We start from the raw sequence: 17,946 nt of genomic DNA, 5'->3' as shown, positions 1-17,946 counted from the left end.
TTAAGGCACACTAATACTATTTTAAGAAACTAGTGTGCCTTCATTATTATTCATATTGCTCTTATTTCTTGTCTCATGAATAATATATATGAGATTGCAAAACAAACCATGATCATTGCAATCATTGTAACTATATGTGCCCATATTAACAATATGCTTTGTCCAAGGGGTAGTGAACTAGCTATAGCACCCTCTAACTGGCTGGTCATGATTAACCCCATGGTTCTTACTCCAGGATTCAATATAGTAGTCATTGCTTCGTTATAGATAGTTATAGGTGATATCCTACTCAAATTTCGCTTTACAGCTTCATGCTTAAGTACAGTATCAATTGCAGGATGATCATTAACAGGATATAGTCCATTTGCTACTATACCCGCAATAAGTACTATAAAAATTGTTAAAAAAAGCCACAATGCTATTCCTGCTAAAGCCGATGTTGCTGTCTGCTTAAATATTAGGGAAAACATCAAAGAAATAGCATACCATATTCCTATGTATAGTATGGTCAATACTAAATAAACTGTTAATCGTCCAATTTCTTCAAGTGTTGGTGGAATTCCTATCAAGATAATCCCAAGTCCACCAACAGCCAATACAAGTGATACTACCATTATAGCTAAAATACTCGTTCCTGCAAGGAATTTTCCATTTATAACTGTATCTCTATAAATTGGCTGAGCCAATAACCTGCTTAAAGTCCCCCTTGCCCTCTCACCATTAATTAGGTCAAATCCTAATGAAAGTCCTATCAATGGTCCTAAAAATGACATAAAGGAAACAAAGGACGGTATAGAATCTCCACTACTAGTAAATAGTCTAAGAAATATAAAATCATTATTTTCTTTATTTACAACTTCCCTTATTCCTATACCTGCACTATATATACTAGCAAATCCAATAATACTAATTAATATTAATATTATTATAAATCTTTTACTTCTTAAATGATCAGAAATTTCTTTCTTATATAGCACCTTTAATCCATCACACATGAAGGGCTTCATGTAATCCCTCCTTTTTTTCAAAGTACTTCTTATATATATCATCAAGTTCACGTTCAAGCAGCTTTAAATGAAGAATTGTAAAATTATTTTCATACATCTCCTTCATCAGCTTTTTTCTTATATCTATCTCTGACTTTATGATTATCTTATTATTTTCTTTAGTAACTTCATCTACTCCTTGAATACTATTAATAATATTAAATAACCTATCTCCTTCATCATCAGCTTTAAGTTCTAATATAAAAGACTCCTGATCAAATACCTGAGCACCTAAAGATTCAATAGGTCCTGATGCAAGTAATTTTCCTTTTACAAAAATCCCTACTCTATCACATATTTTTTGTATCTGATATAGTAGATGAGATGATATTAAAACAGTTCTCCCATCCTTTCTAGAAAGATCACTAATTAAATTTAAAATATCTTCAATTCCTTCAGGGTCTAGCCCCAGCGTTGGTTCATCAAATATTACTATCTTAGGATTCTTTATAAGTATATCTGCTATTCCTAGTCTTTGACGCATACCCCTAGAATAAGCTCCTACATTCTTATCTCCTACATCTAAAAGCCCTACTCTTTTTAGTACAGAATCTATTCTCTCATCTAAATCCTTATTAGGCAATCCATTTAATTCTGCAATGAATCTCAAATTTTCTCTACCAGTCAAATCTTCATAAAATCCTATATTATCTGGCAAATATCCTGCTATTCTCTTTACCTTTATTGGTTCTGTAGTTGAATTATATCCATCTATAAAAACTTCCCCATCTGTTGGTTCTGATAGACCTAACATCATCAAGATAGTTGTAGTCTTACCAGCACCATTAGGACCTAATAAACCATATATCTCTCCTGCTTTAATTTTGAGATTTAAACTGTCAACAGCCGTTAATTTATCATATTTTTTAGTTAAATTTTTTGTTTCTATAATATAATTAGTAGTCATAGCTATCGTCTCCCATACTTTTTAAATATAGAGTATAGTCCAACTATTAATCCAACTACTATCAACCCTCCAGCTATTCCCCAAGTAGTAGGGGTTTTTACAGTAATTCTAAACTCTGAACTACTACTATCTTCAGGCGTTCTAGCCTTCAGCTCAACTACATAATCACCCGCTAAAGCTTTTTGGTCAGGCTTTATATATGCCTTTATTTCCTTACTTTCACCAGCTTTTAGAATATCTATTTCTTTAGGTTCAAAATCAACTTCCCAATTTTTAGGTTCCCATGAACTAAATTCTATATCCTTTAAATCTCCACTTCCTGTATTGCTTACAACAAGCTTTATTTCTTTTTTCTTTCCTGCATAAGCATCTTCGCTTAATCTTCCCGTAGGAGTCGTCATATTTATTTCATAGATGCCTTTGATTACAACCTTTAAATCTTGTTTCAATGTCTCATCAGCGGATTTTGCTATTATGGGGATAGTATACTCTCCAGCACTAATAAGCTTTGGAGGATCAATATTTATATCTAACCCTTGATTTGTATTGGGTTCTACACTAATACTGGCAATCTTTTCACTTGAATGTGCTGGTGAAAAGGTTGCTTTCCATCCTCTTGGCACCTTCGCTTCTAGACTATATGACTGAGGTTTATTACTATTATTCGTTAAATCTACTCTGTACTTAAAATTTGTTGTTGGAGTTCCTTCTAAATCTGGATATTCAGCAGAAAGCTTGCTATCCTTCTCTGTTAATTCTCTAACACTTATATCTAGTATCAATTTATCGGAAATCCCTGTTCCTTTAGCCTCAACAACAACTTTGTAATCACCATTTTTAGCATCTACAGGAATATCGATGCTAAGGTCTAAGTTTTCATATGACTTATCGTTTATAAAAACTTTATTAACTGATTTACCTCTTCCTTCTAGAGTCCATTTCCAATTATCTGGAATAGAACTAATTGTTAATCCAACTTTTTGTGAGCTTGCAGTATTATTCTCAATTTTCAAAGGAAATTCAAGGGTTTCTCCAGCTTTTACTTCTAATCCTGTGAAAGGTGTGCTAATGACTAAACTCCCTTCAGCAAAAGCTATAGTTGCAGGTATAGTAAGTAATAATGTCATTGCAAGAATTAAAGAAAAACTCTTAATTATCAATTTTTTTAAATCTCTTTTAATACTTTCATTTTTACATTTTAGTGGGTTCATGATAGAATTCCTCCTTTTATTTTGTTTTTCATTTTCATATATTTAGACGATTCAGAATATCAAAGTGCTACAAAAAAATTATTTTTTTATACATTTTTATTTTTTTTCAAAAAACAAATAAAAAACTGTAACATATCACTATGCATACAGTTTCTTATTTCTTAATTTTTCTAATTAAAAGCACCTTCTTTGATAAATTTCATCATATCCTCAATAACTCTATTAGGAACAGGTTCATTTTCCCAGATAACCCATCTAAGCCCTATAAAGTTTGCTATACCAATTAAACAATATACAATTGTTTCTGTATCTAATTCCTTTTTTACTTCATCACAGGTTTTTGCTTTGTTAACTCTTTCTATATATCCCTTTGCAATGCCCTCGTAATAATCTCTAAAAACCTTTTTATCAACAAATTGTGCCTCCCATACAATTTTATATAACCCTCTATGCTGTTTAACAAATTCAAAAAAAGTTTTAAAACCTATATATTCAGCCTCATATCTGCTTTTACATTCTTTTATAGCTAATGATAATTCATGTCTCAAAGATTTACTCAATTCGTTTATTAAAAAAGCAAACACACTTTTTTTATCTTTAAAATAAATATAAAATGTGCCTAATGCAACATTGGCTTTTCTAGTTATATCAGTAATAGATGTATTATAATACCCTTGACTACTGAAAAGCACCTCTGCAGCTTTTAAAATTTTATCTAATGTCTCTTTACCCCTTTTTGTTTTTGGTAGATTTACTTCACTCAAAAGAAACACCCCATTTATTATAATTTCCAATATATGCTTTTTAGCTGAATAATTTATTTAGGTAAAATATTGACACTATCTACAGAATCTATACACCTTTACAAGTAATTAGCTTATCATATTTATTACTTTATGTAAATAAATTCTAACTCGTCATCTTGAAAACTATCACATTATCCGTTCCTCATATACAGCTAAAAAACAAAAAATCTTTGTTAAAATGCCATAGGGGCTTTAACATTTCATTTGAGTGATTTTTATAATAATCTTATTATGGACAAAGGCATCTAACAATGCTTTTTAGTTGCAAGTTTCAAGGTCATTTCTTTAGGTCTGAAAAATCTTCATTCCTGCTTCTAAAATTTTACTGATAATAATTTTCGTTTGACTCCCCCCAAAGTATTGTTGTAGCCGCCCAAGTATAACCAGTTCCTGCACCCAGCATGACAACAACATCCCCATCCTTTAAACGTCCCAATTTATTTGCTTCCTTAAGAGAAATATATGCATCGGCTGATTGACAATGCCCGTAGTTTTCTAAAACAAATGAATTTTCTTCCGTTAAATTAAACCGTCCTAGTATATTACCCAGTATAGAACGTTTCATGAAAATTGGAGCTATAAAATCTATTTTATCTGGTCTATATCCGCTTTTTTCTACGGATCTACTGATAACCTTGCAGAAATTATCTAGTGATATAGGGTCTAATCTTTCCTTCATTGATTTTGCATCCTTTACATCTAGATTTCGTAAATCATAGCCTAACATATCATAGTTATAATAATTTTTTGAGCCAACACCAAACACCGCTAAATCATCTGCAAAGCTTCCATCTGATATCATGTGAGTTGCCAATATTATATTTTTCATGTACCCCTTACTCAGTAGGGCTGCGGCTGCTCCATCTCCAAAATTGAACATGAATCTTGCCCTTTGATTGGTATAATCGATCAAATCTGTTTCTTTGGAAGCGGAAACCAGCAGAACATTTTCTATATCGGGATTATTTAATATCATACTTTTCAAAACATTTAGTGATAAAACTCCCGCTGAGCATAGTGAGTGAATTTCAAAAGCATTGGCGTTTTTCGCTCCAATAGAGTACTGTACCTTGGCAGCTAAATTAAATAAATAATAATCTTTATATTCACTCCCACAGTATACAACTAAATCTAAGTCCATGGGATCAAAGTCAACAAGAGCTTCCTTTGCAGCCTTTATCGCCATGTCTGAAACATGTTCATTAAGTCCTGCTTTGTGTACTCTTTTTATTCCAAACTTATTTTCAATAATATCCTTAGGAATACCTGATTTTTCCGCAATATAATTTGCATCTCTAATACTCTCAGGAACATATACTCCAATATTTTTTATGCCTACTATACTGTTTTTTTCCATATATGCTTCTCCTTCCTAATCTTCTGCTTTCCCATAGTATTCCAAAATCTTAGCTCTTACTATTTTCCCAACGTTATTTTTAGGAATTTCATTAATAAACTGCACATATTTAGGAACTTTATAATGTGCTAATTTCATACTTAATCTATCTATAATTTCTTTTTTAGTAATTTTCTTATTTGGTTTTAATGTAATAACAGCCTTACCTACTTCACCCCATTTTTCGTCGGGAACGCCTATTACACATACTTCATGTATCTCTGGAAAATCATATAATATCTTTTCTATCTCAGGTGGAAATACATTTTCTCCGCCACTGATAAACATATTTTTCTTTCTACCAACAATATAAAAGAATCCATCCTTATCCTTTATAGCCATGTCTCCTGTATAAACCCATCCGTCTATCAAGGTTTTCTTCGTCTCCTCTTCATTATTCCAATATCCTGAAAATATCTGAGGACCACTCCAAATTAATTCTCCTGGCTCATCTATACCAACTTCATTACCTTCATTATCAACGATTTTTGCTTGTGTGAAATACATGGGTTTTCCAACAGATGCATATTTCTCTTTTATCTGCTCAAAATCCATAAATTCAGCTGGTGCAGTAAGATTATTGGGTCCAGCTTCAGTCATTCCATATCCTAAAACAAATCTTATACCCTTATTCCAGAATTTCTGCATGATATTTATAGGAGTAGGTGCCGCTCCTGCCATTATCCATTTAACCGATGAGAAATCTGTGGTTTCAAACTCAGGTAAATTAATCATCATCCTAAAGATAGTAGCTGCTCCAAAAACGAATGTAGGCTTCTCATCATTTATAATCTTCAAGGCTAGCTTGGGATCAAACTGCTTATTTATTATTATTCGTCCCCCAGCATGCAATAAAGGTAATGTTAATAAATTCCATCCTCCAGTATGAAATAATGGGAGTAAAATATGGGCGCTATCATTATGGGAAATATTCCAAGTAATAACTTCATTTATTGAATTAAATAACATTGCTCTATGAGAAATCATAGCACCTTTAGGTAGTCCAGTAGTTCCCCCAGTATGTATAATCAGATGTGCATCTTCAAAATCAAGTTCACTACAAAATCGCATTTTATCATTTTCATAATTAATAATTTCTTCGTAATGTAAATCATCGGTTTTTTCTTTAGCATTTAATAAAACTATATATTTGCTTATTTCAACTCTTTTCTTTAATTCATTTACAGTATCTTTAAAGATTTCTTCATAAAATAAAATCTTTGGACTTTCATTTTTGATTAATTGTTCTAATTCATTTATTGATAAACGTGCATTATATGGCACAAGTATAGCTCCTAGTTTACTTGTAGCGTAATAAGCATCAATTAATTCAACACAATTTCTAGTTATAAAAGCTACTCTATCTCCTTTAGTAACATTTAGTTTTTCTGCTAGATAATTAGCGACAATATTCGATCTATTTTCTAAATCATAGTAGGTGTAATGAATATCATTATCTAAATCATAAACTGCCTCTTTATTAGGAGATATTCTTGCCCTAAAATATGAATAATTCCCAATCCATCCGCAATTTTTCATAAAATCTGCCCCCTTTATTTATTTAATTGTTTAATGACATGAGCCATATTTTCTGCCAAATGCTTCATAATTCCTATTCCTTCCGTGTCTTCATGGGCATCAACATTTCCACCTTTGCCTGCTACCCCTACATTCCAATAATTAGACCCAACTACTATACAATCATTAACTGTTGCCCATAATAATAATTGCGCAAATGTAAAGTTTTGACCAGCTCTTCTAGCTACAGTTATTGGAGATACTACTTTTCCTGAAAAAGCTGTGCCCTTCCAATCATATGCCTGTTTTTTTTCCTTCATATCATTTGCAACCCATCGTCCAAGAAAACCTGCTCTATCTAGTAAAGCCTTTAACTTTGGAGTTATTGAAGAATGATATACTGGAGAGCCTAAAATAATACCATCAGCCTGCAGCATTTCTCTAAAGATATCATCAAAATCATCTTTAATTTTACATTCATTGTTATTCGCACAATAGTAACAGCCACTACATTCTTGAACTTTTTTATTTCTAAGCGTTATAAATTCAGTATCAAAACCTTTTTTCTTTAATTCATCTAATGTCAATTGAACAAAAAATTCCGTATTGCTTTTTTCTCTGGGACTACCACAAATACCAATAATTTTCAACTTCATTCTCCTTTCACATCCAATTCAAAGTAACTTTCTTGATTTTGAAATAACCGAAAATATTTTGTCTAGCAGAGGTTTTTGTAGTATTCCTCTGCTAAACTTAAACATTATAAATCTATTACAGCCTTAACTCTTTCATCCAAATCTTCTTCTGTTGCTCCTTTAGTGAATAATGAGATAAATACTGTAACAGCAATAGAAGCTGTAATTACATTCACATACCACGGTAAAGCCCCTGGCCATTTAAATCCTGTACGTACCAATATCAATGAAATTATGTTTAATCCCAATGCCGTTATTAATCCTGCCAATACGCCTTGGCTACTTGCCTTCTTCCATAATAATCCGATTATAAAAACTGGGAAAGTAGCTGACATTAAAGTACCCCAACCAAAAGTTCCTAGAATTGCTACCATTTCACTACTTGTTAATGCAAATAGTATTGATAAAACCCCTAACACAAATATTGTTATTCTAGATATTTTCATTTGCTTTTCACTAGAAAATCTGTATCCAAATGCACTCGGTAAATCCCTTGAGATTATGCCTGAAGTTAATGAAAGAAACAAGCTGGCAGAAGACATAGCAGCGGCTAAAACAGCAGCATATACAAAGAGTTGAGCATGAACACCAACATAATCCGCAAAAGCGAAAACTGCTTGATCTCCACTAGCTAAGGGTTTAATCAAACCTTTTCCAACTAGAAATAGTGCTCCATATCCCATAACTACTGCAAAAAATCCGACTATCATATGTGATAATGATGCATATAAACCAAGCTTTGGCATATCCTTAGGATTTTTTAATGCATACATTCTTGTTAGAACCTGAGGTTGCCCTATAGTCCCGAGAATAGGAATAATCATCCATGCCATTGCAACAGATCCAGGAAATACACCCCATGCATTTAATATATCTGCACTAAACACTTTAGTTATTTCTCCATCAGTTACTTTTCCTGCTGTTGAAACCACTTCAAGCAAAGGTCCAAATCCCTTTGTAATTGAAAAAAATGCCACTATCATAATTACGCCTGCTATTACCATTACCAATCCTTGGAAAGCTTGTGTTAAAATTCCTCCGACTTCTCCACTTATAGCAGTATATATTGTGAGAACACCAAAAATTACAAAACCTGCAAGTATAGGATTCCAACCAAGTAAATGGGCAAAGAGCGTAGAGCATGCTTTTATTTGAGATGCTAAATAGGCAACACATCCTAAGAATAATACTATTGACATTATTGCTTTAATTGCTCTATTATTATTGAATCTTAAATCCGATATGTCTCCTAAGCTTGCTACTGGTCCCAATTCCGCCATTGCTCTAACCTTTTTCCCAAGTATCATATAGGCCATAGCAAAAGCCGCTGATGAAAGCATCCAAAATGTCATCGTATTTCCTGTTGAATAAATAATTCCTGGAATTCCCACTATTGCAAAGGCACTAGCAACTGCTGCCATGGTTGAAAATCCAACTACAAAAGGTCCAAAAAGTCCTGTCCCTCCGAAATAAGCCTGGGCTGATGTAACCTTTCTTTTTGCCACCCAGCCAATAAGAAAAGATGCTACAATCATACCAAATGAAAATATTACTATTAAGGTTTTAACTCCTGCCGTCACTATACTCGCCACCTTTCTCTTCATTCATTTTAGCTATCTTCCTCTTGAATTCTTCCCAGTTTTTATCTGATAACCATAAATCCTTCTGAACAACAAAGCCCAAAGACAACGTAGCTACCCCACCTATCCAATAAGTTAAAATTGTCCAAGCAAAGGATGGATGGAAGCCAAGAATGGTGAAGTTAGGTAATTTACCTGCAAATAAATTTCCATAATGATAAGAAAGAGCAAAACTCATAGTCCATAATATAAGCCAACAAAGTAAGGGATAAAAAAACAATCTCTTATTTAGCTTACCATTTTGAGCTGAACCTAGCATCATATGTAATATCATTAAAACTAGTCCTAGAAACATTGCTGGGAACCAATTTCCCGTCCAACCCATAATTGTAATTGTTACCCATAATATAGCAATCAGTACAATAAACAATGTTGTTTTTTTACTCAAATTCATTCCAATGCCCCCTTTAATTAAATATTCATTTCTTTGATACCCACTTTACTGCCATACCTCATCCATTTATCAATCCCCCTTTTTTTGTATTTATAAGATCTTATACGTCATACTAGCCATATTTCAAAGTATAGTTTATAGAAAAAAACATGAAACATGAATCACCTTTCATATTTAATTATAGAATATAGCAAAACCGTTTTCCTGTCAATAGAATTCTTGAATTTTATTAAATTTTAAGAACATTTTGTATATTTTTCTTTATTTACTCTATTCTATTCATTTTATATTCATCATAATATCCGTTACTATGCAGTCCATACAGCTTTCTAAAATATATAAGGTGAAGGCATACTGTATAAAAATCAGCATACCTCCACCTTATATTATCTACCAGTCATCATCTCTGCATTTTTTCCAATATTCATCAAGTTCTTCTCTTTCCCACTCATATCGAACCCTACAAATAATTAATGTTACTATAAAAACTAGTATAATCCCACCTGCCACTATAGCTGTAATCTTGTCAAATAGACTTACATTATCTATTAAGATCAACCTCCTTACGACAGTATTTAAATACATACTTATATTTAAATTCTAAGATTATAACCTTTCTATTTAATATTAATGGCATTTAATGGACATGAAATAAGACATGTTCTACACTTCATACATCGGCTATAATCTATTACAACTGTGCCCTCCTTAGTAATCGCATTTACAGGACAAGCTTCTAAGCATTGTAGGCATCCATTGCATTTACTATAATCGATTTTTATCATCAATTCACTTGCACCCCTTTTCAGCACGCCTCGAACTTAGGCTTTCTCAAAAGCCTGTTATCTTGTTGACTTTGTTAACAATCTAAAACCTAGGCCCTTCGACCTAGGTTTTTTAATCTCTAAACTAGAGCTTTAATCTTAATCTCATGTACTACAACTAGCTTGAATAGGCATATCCTCTTTATTCCATCCATTGTTCATGCCGCCCTTTAATGAACAAGCATCATAACCTAAAATTTTAAGTATAGAAACAGTCTGTCCAGCTGTTTGACCAGTATAGCAGATAACAATTATTTTTTCGTCTTTTCTAAAAACTCCCTCTTGAATAAAATCCCATACCTCTGGCCATTCTGCATGAAAAGCTCCTTCTATATGGCCTTTATCATAATCTTCCTTTTTTCGAATATCAAGTAAAAATAGCTTTTCTCCTGCCACAATTTTTTCTTTTAACTGCTGACAATCAATAAGATTGTTGCACCCATTTCGTAAATCTTTAAAATATTTCTCAACACTTTCATAAATAGCTTCCATTTCATCCCCTCCGTCCCTTAGATTAACTATTAACATAATATTGGCATATGCTAATTATATATAAATTATACATTATTAACAATATTATGTAAATAAAAATTTTTATTTTTGATATATCTTAACCCCTTCAATTCTATATTTTTTATACTTCTCTATTACTATGTAAATCCTATATATTCAAGATTGTAAAATATATATTAAATTGAAAAAGCTAATCCTTAAATTAAAATTTAAACTAATTTATTTTGCCATTTAAAATAATTATCATGTAAACACAATTATCTTTATTTTGAAAGTTCATTATGTTAATATTATCATATGATAACAATATTGGGGTGTTAATTATGGATTTTAAACAACTAGAAACCTTTGTAGCAGTAGTAAAGCTTAAAAGCTTTTCCAAGGCTGCTGAAAACCTATTTATCACACAACCAACTGTAAGTAACCATATTATTAATCTTGAAAAAGAGCTTAATACTGTATTGATAAATAGAACTAATAAAAAAATTACTTTAACTACTGCTGGCGCATTACTTTATAAGCATGCTATAGATATTCTCAACAAAAAGGAAAATGCTATTTTTACTCTTAATCAATTTAAAGGAAAAATTGAAGGCATACTAGAAATTTCATCTAGCACTATACCTGAACAATATTTTCTTCCTGAGCTTTTGAAGAAATTCAGTAAAATTTATCCACATGTAAAATATGATTTAAAAAAATATGATACTGGTCAAGTTATTGATAAAATCTTATATGGAGAGATAGACTTCGGTATTGTAGGTGCTAAGAAGGAACATAAACAATTAGAATATATAGAAATTATGGATGATAGAATTGTCTTTGTGGGACCAAATGCAGGAGGTAAGTATTTAAATATTGATTCTATAACACTGGAAAAGCTTCTTAAGCTTCCCATTATTATACGGGAAGAAGGTTCTGGAACAAGAAATATTGTTGAAAATGTATTAAGCAAAAATAATATTTCTTTAGATGATCTAAATATAGTAGCTTATATAGAAAATACAGAAACAATAAAGCAATGTGTAAAAAAAGGCTTAGGCTTCACATTTATATCGCATCAAGCAGTTGCTTGGGATATTGAAAATGAACTTTTAAAAGACATTCATATAAAAGATTTTCAAGTCAAAAGAAAGTTTTATTTTGTTTATCATAAAAGTAGAGCATTGTCTCCTTTAGCTGAGACCTTCAAAAAATTTGTTCTAGAATCCAAATAAGGATAAAGACATCTTCGACGTATTTTAATTTCAAGTTTTAAAGCCAGTCTCATAAGCGTGTAAGATAAATTCCACCTAAATACAGGTGGAATTTATTTCTATTGTTTTTTTCTAAAACGATATCAATCTTAGAACTAAAATAATTCTTACGCATCCTTTAAAAAGGCTTTGTAACCTTTAAAAGTCATAAATAAATCAGCCTTGCTTATTAATTCATAAGGAGCATGCATACTTAATACTGGGGTACCACAGTCTATTACCTCTGCACCATAGTTAGCTAATATATAGGCTATGGTTCCTCCACCGCCTTGATCAACCTTTCCTAGTTCTCCAACTTGCCATACTACATTATTATCACTAAATATTTTTCTTACTTGTGCAGTAAATTCAGCATTTGCATCATTACATCCTGATTTTCCTCTTGAACCCGTATATTTGACTATAGCAACTCCTTTACCTATAAAGGCTGCATTCCTCTTATCATGTACATCTGGATAATTTGGGTCAAATCCTGCTGCAACATCTCCTGATAAGACTCTAGTAGCCGAAAGTGCTCTTTTTAATAACAATTCATTATAGGTTTTATTTTGCAATGCTATAAGTTCTGAAATCATATTTTCAAAGAACATAGACTCCATACCAGTATTTCCTTGACTTCCAACCTCTTCTTTATCAGCAAAAAATGATACGCAAGTCCTTTGAGGATTTTCTATATCTAGAATAGCCTTTAATGCCGCAAAAGAGCACACTCTATCATCATGACCATATCCGCTTAAAAGACTCCTATCCAATCCTACATCTCTAGCTTTACCAGCTGGTACTACTTCAATTTCTGCTACAGTAAAATCATCTTCTTCAATACCGTATTTATCATTTAAAATTTTCATTATATTAAATTTAACTTTATCCTTTATATCATTATCACCTAATGGTATATTACCTACTACAATGTTTAATCCTTCACCAGTTATACCTTCCTCAAGTTTCTTTTCGCTTTGATTCTTAGATAAATGGGGAAGTAAATCTGTTATAAAGAATACTGGGTCATTATCCTCTTCACCAATAATTATGTCAATTTTTTCCCCGTTCTTTTTAAATATCACTCCATGTAGGGCAAGGGGAAGAGACGTCCATTGATATTTTCTTATTCCTCCATAATAATGGGTTTTAAGTAGAGCTAGTCCACCATCTTCATATAATGGAAATGGCTTTAAATCCAATCTTGGAGAATCTATATGAGTTCCTACTACATTCATTCCTTTTTCAATTTTCTCCTGTCCTACCACCAATAATAAAGCTGTCTTACCTTTATTATGGGCATAAATTTTCATACCTGGTTTTATCTCTTCATTATTTTTTATAATTTCTTGAATATTTCTAAACCCTTTAAGCTTTGCAATTTTAACTATTTCATCCACACATTCTCTTTCTGTTTTTCCATTATCTAAGAAATCCCTGTATTCATCTGCAAAACTGAATATTGATTTCTTTTCCCCTTCATTTAATCCTTCCCATGCGTTTTGAAAACAAAACATTATCCTCTCATGATCTTCTTTAAATTCTTTATTCATAAATAACCTCCATCTTAAAATATTTTTATATACATATTTTTTTATACTTTAATATTATTTTTTTTGTAGATATTTGTCAATAACATAAATTTCATAATTACACCTATGTAATATTATTATTAAATTTTATTTTATCCAAATAAAGCAAAATTTTTCATTTGAAATACAGTTCTTTTAATATAGATTTTACTATTTCTATAAAAATTTACTATTTTTCCATAAAAAAGATTTAGTCAAATGACTAAATCTTTTTTATATTATGCTTAAAAGCATAAATAGCTGCTTGAGTTCTATCATTAACGTCAATTTTTTTGAATATATTTGATACATGATTTTTAACAGTTTTTTCGCTAATAAATAAATTTTCAGCTATTTCTTTATTATTAAGTCCTTCAGCAATAAGTGTTAAAACTTCATATTCTCTTCGTGTTAACTTGTTTTTACTATGCTCTTTTTCACAATCTGCCCCACGAGTTTTATATTCTCTAACAAATTCTGATGCTAAGCTAGGATGAATATAGGATTCTCCACAATGAACATTTCTAATAGCACTAATTAAGCTGCTTGACTCAGCATCCTTTAGCACATAGCCTTCTGCTCCAATGTTAACTGTCTCAAACAAATATTCTCTATCATCATGGATAGTTAGCATAATCACTTTTGTTTCAATGCCCATATCCTTAATTCTCCTTAATGTCTGTATCCCATTCATATTAGGCATATTAATATCTAAAAGCATGACATCGGGCTTTAACTTTATACACTTTTCTAAACCTTCTTCACCATCTACAGCTAGCCCCACTACTTCAATGTCCTCTTCTATCTCTAAAATTTGCTTCAATCCTTGTCTCATAAGTGAATGATCGTCCACTATTAAAATCCTAATCTTATTTTGCTCCATATTTACTCCTCCTCTTCACATAAAGGTATAGAAACATTTATTATAGTACCTTTTCTATTTTCGCTCTCTATATCAATATTTCCATTCAGGAGATCTACTCTTTCCCTTATACTATAAAGCCCGAAACCATTTTTATCATCTGTCGAATTAACTTTCTCATTCACATTAAATCCAATTCCATCATCTATTATCTTAAGATAAATTTTTTGGATACCAATATCTAGTCTAATTAAAACCCTATTAGCTTCAGCATGTTTTTTTATATTATTAAGAGCTTCTTGGATTATTCTAAAAATTGTAAGTTGAATAATTGATTCTTTTATTTCATTTTTTTCATTAACAATAAAATCTACATCAGTTTTAGTATCATTCTTAAAATTTAAGACTAATCTTTGAATAGTTGGTATCAAACCTAAATCATCTAGTGACATGGGCATCAAATCATATATAATTTTTCTTATATCTTTTAGGCTATCCCTAACAATTCCCTTTAATAACTGCAATTCTTTCTTTGCCTTTTCTTTGTCAATATCTAAAAGTCTATCGCATAATTCTGCTTTAAGAACAACATTGACCATTGTCTGAGCAGGTCCATCATGAATTTCCTTAGATACTCTCTGCCTTTCTTCTTCCTGAGCCTTTATAATCTTGATTCCCATGAATTGCCTTTGTTGAATATCCTCTAATTGTTCAAAAACTCCTTTAAGGTTTCCACTTAAATATCCTAGAACTACCCCTACCTTTGAAGTCAATGACTCAGCTTTTTCAACAACAGCTTTATATCTTTTTAATTTCATTTCAAGATTACTTCTTCGACTGATTAGTAGCTTTTCTTCTTGTCTTTTTAAACTAAGACTAAGCTGAAGATTATTTGCATCCTCATATGCCCTTTTAATGTCTTCCTCATCAAATTGGCTGAAATTTCTACTAACAATTAATAATTTTTTTCTGCTGCTTTTTTCAAGCCTTTCAAGCAAATCTACTTCTTCAATTATCTTTGCAGCTTTTTTCTTTAGTTCAATAAGCTCATTTTCGATGTCATCACATTCTTTTCTAGCAGATTCAGAAATCTCGAATATTTCTTTTTTTCCTGATTCAATAGCTTGAATAGTTTTGTTTATAACCTCATTTAAAACTTCAACATCTAATTTTTTCGTCATTAAAACACCTCAAAACTTATTAATAAAAATAATACTATTTTATTATAACTAATCTCAAGAATATATGAAATAGTATTACACATCTAATTTTTACAAAAAAGAAAAATGTGAATGGAAAGTTCACATCACAAGTATAATGGTTTTAAATTTTAACTGCTTTTTATTATATAGCTTCAAACTATATAACATCATAATCGCTTATTTTCCATATATCCTCTCTTTTAATGAGAACCATCTGGTAATCCACTTTTTGTTTATAGTTTTCCTCAAATCCTTCCATTAGCCATTCAACTTCTATATCAACAATAATTTTTTCTTCTTCTAAACTAACACCTTTTACCTTTAAAACATCAACCTTCAATATCTTTTCCATACTTGTATGTTTAGTTTTAATCTCATTAAAAGCTTCCATATCGTATGTAAGTAAAGGCGGTGCAACGATTTTCTTTAATTCCTTATTTACTTCTTCCAATTCTACTTTTTGAGAAAATAATTTGTTCCATAAAGCAGCTCTTTTATTCAATAAATCATGTACCTCATTCTTAACCTTAATGATTTCTTCTTGTTTAACATCATTAGAAATATTTTCAACTGCAAATATCATATTTCTGTTAATCATTAAAGTTACTAATAATAAAAATAACAACAGTATCTTCTTCATCATTTCCACCTCACTATATATTGTATTGATATTGTGATTATACACTATATATAGTGCAAATGATGACTTATACTGTTGTCAAAAGGGATTTTTTTATCAACATTTAATACAATATTATTCCAAATCTCCTAATTTTTCTTTTTCTTCATCTGTAAGAATTCTTTCTAGATCTAGCAAGATAATAATTTTTTCTCCTACTTTTCCTACCCCTGTGATATATTGCCTATCTACTCCTGCTATTATCTCAGGAGCTGCATCAATATCTTCATCATTAACCCTTAACACTTGAGAAGCCTCATCAACAACAAATCCAACATTTTTGTCATTAATATTGATAACAATAATTCTTGTGTCAGAATCGATATCCCCAATTGATATATTAAACCTCTTTTTCAAGTTTATTATCGGAATAATCTCGCCTCTCAAATTAATTATTCCATCAACGAAATATGGAGCATTGGGAACCTTAGTACTATCCTTAAATTCACTTATCTCCTTTACCTTCATTATATCTACACCATATTCCTCATTTCCTAATTTAAATATTACATATTGCTTCTCAGCCACTAATATTCCCCCTTTTAACATAGTGTTTATTAATCTTGAAACTCAATACATTCAAGCTGTTTTCTAAAATTCTTTCTAAATACCTTTAAATACTCTTCCCTTAGCTTTTTTTGTTCTTGCTTTTCCAGATTAGTTAGTCCTTCAGTTTTTGCTTTTTTTGCAAGAAAATTGATTCTATCTAGTTTATCCTTTGATAACACGACTCTCACTCCAAAATCACTATATTTGATACTATCTTATCATTTAAAATATTTCTATGTCAATTACTTTACAAACAAATAACTTGCTGATTAATAAAAAATTTTAAGGAAAGCATAGCAGTAATATGTTTTCCTTAATTTTTTTATTTTACCCTGAATTATTCATAGAAAACATCAAAAATGATTGAATCGTAGTATTAACAAGTAGTCCAACAAATTGGACTTTGCACCCATTGGGTGAAATAACAAAAAAATAAAGAAAAGAACCTAATTTTGTGTTAAAGTTAAAGCGTTAAAACAAAAACTATATCACGAAAAGAGGTTCTTTCTATGACAAGTTTACATCAAAATTCACTTAACTTCAACAAAAGTTTTTCATATGATAGTGTCAAGATACTGTAGGAAAAAAATTTAAAAAAAATTCTTATGTTCTGATGAAATTAAGCACCACGAACAGACTTGAGTAATTCACTAGCCCAAGTTCTTTTCCCAATATTCAAAACAGTTATATTATCAATTTTTTCTTCTACTTTTTTATTTAATTTTCTTTTTACAACTCTTTTATCTAACTTCTCGATTCTTTTTTCTTTCTGCTTTTCTTTTCTCTTTTTTATCATTGTTTCATATACTTTCCCACCATTGGCACGATGTACTCTTAGTCGTGCCATTTGATCAGCACCTACTATACTCCATGCTAATGGTCTAGAACTCAATCTAGC

Annotated in this window: 19 protein-coding genes and 1 pseudogene; 1 reads left to right on the top strand and 19 read right to left on the bottom strand. The window is 31.0% G+C overall.

Annotated elements, in window-relative coordinates:
- Nucleotides 1-50: 50 nt before the first annotated feature.
- The 12 genes from BUB36_RS05665 to BUB36_RS05615 form a co-directional block, all read right to left on the bottom strand.
- On the bottom strand, nucleotides 51-1,007 hold the full coding sequence (locus BUB36_RS05665) for an ABC transporter permease (RefSeq protein ID WP_084111761.1): 957 nt from the start codon (nucleotides 1,005-1,007) through the stop codon (nucleotides 51-53).
- On the bottom strand, nucleotides 988-1,953 hold the full coding sequence (locus BUB36_RS05660) for an ABC transporter ATP-binding protein (RefSeq protein WP_073147900.1): 966 nt from the start codon (nucleotides 1,951-1,953) through the stop codon (nucleotides 988-990). Before BUB36_RS05660 ends, BUB36_RS05665 begins: the two co-directional genes overlap by 20 nt.
- A 2-nt stretch (nucleotides 1,954-1,955) precedes the next feature.
- Entirely contained in the window at nucleotides 1,956-3,164 is a 1,209-nt protein-coding gene (locus BUB36_RS05655) for a COG1470 family protein (RefSeq protein WP_084111759.1), read from the bottom strand.
- Between the two features lie 170 nt (nucleotides 3,165-3,334).
- Nucleotides 3,335-3,928: a TetR/AcrR family transcriptional regulator gene (locus BUB36_RS05650; RefSeq protein WP_073147898.1), complete on the bottom strand. Its 594-nt coding sequence runs from the start codon at nucleotides 3,926-3,928 to the stop codon at nucleotides 3,335-3,337.
- 364 nt (nucleotides 3,929-4,292) lie between these two features.
- On the bottom strand, nucleotides 4,293-5,327 hold the full coding sequence (locus BUB36_RS05645) for a 3-oxoacyl-ACP synthase (RefSeq protein ID WP_073147896.1): 1,035 nt from the start codon (nucleotides 5,325-5,327) through the stop codon (nucleotides 4,293-4,295).
- A gap of 15 nt (nucleotides 5,328-5,342) precedes the next feature.
- Nucleotides 5,343-6,905 carry an AMP-binding protein gene (locus BUB36_RS05640; protein WP_073147894.1) on the bottom strand — a complete coding sequence of 521 codons (1,563 nt, stop codon included), beginning with the start codon at nucleotides 6,903-6,905 and terminating at the stop codon, nucleotides 5,343-5,345.
- Between the two features lie 14 nt (nucleotides 6,906-6,919).
- Complete coding sequence (locus tag BUB36_RS05635; protein ID WP_073147892.1) at nucleotides 6,920-7,540, bottom strand: flavodoxin family protein; 621 nt, start codon at nucleotides 7,538-7,540, stop codon at nucleotides 6,920-6,922.
- 104 nt (nucleotides 7,541-7,644) lie between these two features.
- On the bottom strand, nucleotides 7,645-9,183 hold the full coding sequence (locus BUB36_RS05630; protein ID WP_084111757.1) for a sodium:solute symporter family transporter: 1,539 nt from the start codon (nucleotides 9,181-9,183) through the stop codon (nucleotides 7,645-7,647).
- Nucleotides 9,143-9,613: a hypothetical protein gene (locus tag BUB36_RS05625; RefSeq protein WP_073147888.1), complete on the bottom strand. Its 471-nt coding sequence runs from the start codon at nucleotides 9,611-9,613 to the stop codon at nucleotides 9,143-9,145. The genes BUB36_RS05630 and BUB36_RS05625 overlap by 41 nt, the downstream gene beginning before the upstream one ends.
- Nucleotides 9,614-10,003: 390 nt before the next feature.
- On the bottom strand, nucleotides 10,004-10,171 hold the full coding sequence (locus tag BUB36_RS19620; protein ID WP_165613038.1) for a hypothetical protein: 168 nt from the start codon (nucleotides 10,169-10,171) through the stop codon (nucleotides 10,004-10,006).
- A 59-nt stretch (nucleotides 10,172-10,230) separates the two neighbouring features.
- Entirely contained in the window at nucleotides 10,231-10,425 is a 195-nt protein-coding gene (locus tag BUB36_RS05620) for a 4Fe-4S binding protein (RefSeq protein WP_131821215.1), read from the bottom strand.
- A 117-nt stretch (nucleotides 10,426-10,542) separates the two neighbouring features.
- Complete coding sequence (locus BUB36_RS05615; RefSeq protein ID WP_207550769.1) at nucleotides 10,543-10,965, bottom strand: rhodanese-like domain-containing protein; 423 nt, start codon at nucleotides 10,963-10,965, stop codon at nucleotides 10,543-10,545.
- A 308-nt stretch (nucleotides 10,966-11,273) separates the two neighbouring features.
- On the opposite strand from BUB36_RS05615, the gene BUB36_RS05610 reads away from it, so the two are divergent.
- Nucleotides 11,274-12,167: a selenium metabolism-associated LysR family transcriptional regulator gene (locus BUB36_RS05610; RefSeq protein WP_073147882.1), complete on the top strand. Its 894-nt coding sequence runs from the start codon at nucleotides 11,274-11,276 to the stop codon at nucleotides 12,165-12,167.
- A 146-nt stretch (nucleotides 12,168-12,313) separates the two neighbouring features.
- On the opposite strand, the gene BUB36_RS05605 is transcribed toward BUB36_RS05610, so the two are convergent.
- The 7 genes and pseudogenes from BUB36_RS05605 to BUB36_RS05575 all read right to left on the bottom strand — a co-directional run.
- On the bottom strand, nucleotides 12,314-13,738 hold the full coding sequence (locus tag BUB36_RS05605; RefSeq protein WP_073147880.1) for an aminopeptidase: 1,425 nt from the start codon (nucleotides 13,736-13,738) through the stop codon (nucleotides 12,314-12,316).
- Between the two features lie 241 nt (nucleotides 13,739-13,979).
- The gene (locus BUB36_RS05600; protein ID WP_073147878.1) at nucleotides 13,980-14,639 is read right to left on the bottom strand and encodes a response regulator; all 660 of its coding nucleotides are present in this window, start codon (nucleotides 14,637-14,639) and stop codon (nucleotides 13,980-13,982) included.
- A 2-nt stretch (nucleotides 14,640-14,641) separates the two neighbouring features.
- On the bottom strand, nucleotides 14,642-15,799 hold the full coding sequence (locus BUB36_RS05595; protein ID WP_073147876.1) for a sensor histidine kinase: 1,158 nt from the start codon (nucleotides 15,797-15,799) through the stop codon (nucleotides 14,642-14,644).
- Nucleotides 15,800-15,977: 178 nt separating this feature from the next.
- Nucleotides 15,978-16,460: a hypothetical protein gene (locus BUB36_RS05590; protein ID WP_073147874.1), complete on the bottom strand. Its 483-nt coding sequence runs from the start codon at nucleotides 16,458-16,460 to the stop codon at nucleotides 15,978-15,980.
- Between the two features lie 114 nt (nucleotides 16,461-16,574).
- Nucleotides 16,575-17,027, bottom strand: a complete 453-nt coding sequence (locus tag BUB36_RS05585) for a chemotaxis protein CheW (protein ID WP_207550768.1) — start codon at nucleotides 17,025-17,027, stop codon at nucleotides 16,575-16,577.
- Nucleotides 17,028-17,056: 29 nt separating this feature from the next.
- A complete protein-coding gene (locus BUB36_RS05580) occupies nucleotides 17,057-17,227 on the bottom strand; it encodes a DUF896 domain-containing protein (RefSeq protein ID WP_073147870.1) in 171 nt (56 codons plus the stop codon).
- Nucleotides 17,228-17,667: 440 nt separating this feature from the next.
- Nucleotides 17,668-17,946 (bottom strand): annotated as a pseudogene (locus BUB36_RS05575) (UPF0236 family protein); the annotation flags it as partial.

The sequence above is a fragment of the Paramaledivibacter caminithermalis DSM 15212 genome (assembly GCF_900142245.1).
Taxonomy (GTDB): Bacteria; Bacillota; Clostridia; order Peptostreptococcales; family Caminicellaceae; genus Paramaledivibacter; species Paramaledivibacter caminithermalis.
This window is presented reverse-complemented; position numbering and strand designations above follow the sequence as displayed.